Genomic DNA, 630 nt, shown 5'->3' with positions numbered 1-630 from the left:
GCGACTGTGTCAGCGGTTGGTGAGGGGTATTTCGATGCTGAGGGGCATCCGGAGTTCGGCGACGTACCACATGGCGAACTGGCGCAGGAATTCGTCGAACATCCAGTACGGTGCGTCCACCACCGGCGCCACCGACAACACACCCTCGCGAACGGCGACGAACGGGCCCCACGCGACTTCCAGCAGCGGGCTCCAGACCGGTTCACGAGCGATGCGCAGCCAGTCACCGACCTTGTCTCCCATGACGAACCGGGTGAACGCGCCCAGAATCCCCCGGCTGAGCAGGGTCAGGTCCAGATCCGCACCCAGGTTGAGCAGCTGGTCGGCCAGATCGATACCCTCCGCGGTCGGAGCCAGGATCGGATCGAGCTGCACCGCGGCCTGAGCGTTGGCCTGTTCCCAGGTCGCGGGAATGTACTCGTCGCGGATACCGAGCAGATGCGCGGCCAGCTGCCAACTGTGCAGATAACCCTCGGACTCCGCGACCGGGATCGGCACCTTCCACGCGGTCAACGTCCGCATGATCGTGGTCGCCAGACTGTGCCAGGTCACCATCATGTCGTCCTGACTGATCGGGGTGACCCCCTCGGGCCAATGCGGCGACCGCGGCAACAGATGCCGCACCGAGGC

1 protein-coding gene is annotated in these 630 nt (G+C 65.6%); it reads right to left on the bottom strand.

The features are described 5' to 3' along the window. Nucleotides 1-9: 9 nt before the first annotated feature. Nucleotides 10-630 (bottom strand): oxygenase MpaB family protein (locus tag ON33_RS08170; protein WP_040857162.1); only part of this gene is annotated, 621 nt, incomplete at its 5' end.

Origin of the sequence: Nocardia niigatensis NBRC 100131 (assembly GCF_000308655.1) — a bacterium.
Taxonomy (GTDB): domain Bacteria; phylum Actinomycetota; class Actinomycetes; order Mycobacteriales; family Mycobacteriaceae; genus Nocardia; species Nocardia niigatensis.
The sequence above is the reverse complement of the archived record's forward strand: the minus strand, read 5'-3'. Positions and strand labels throughout refer to the sequence as shown.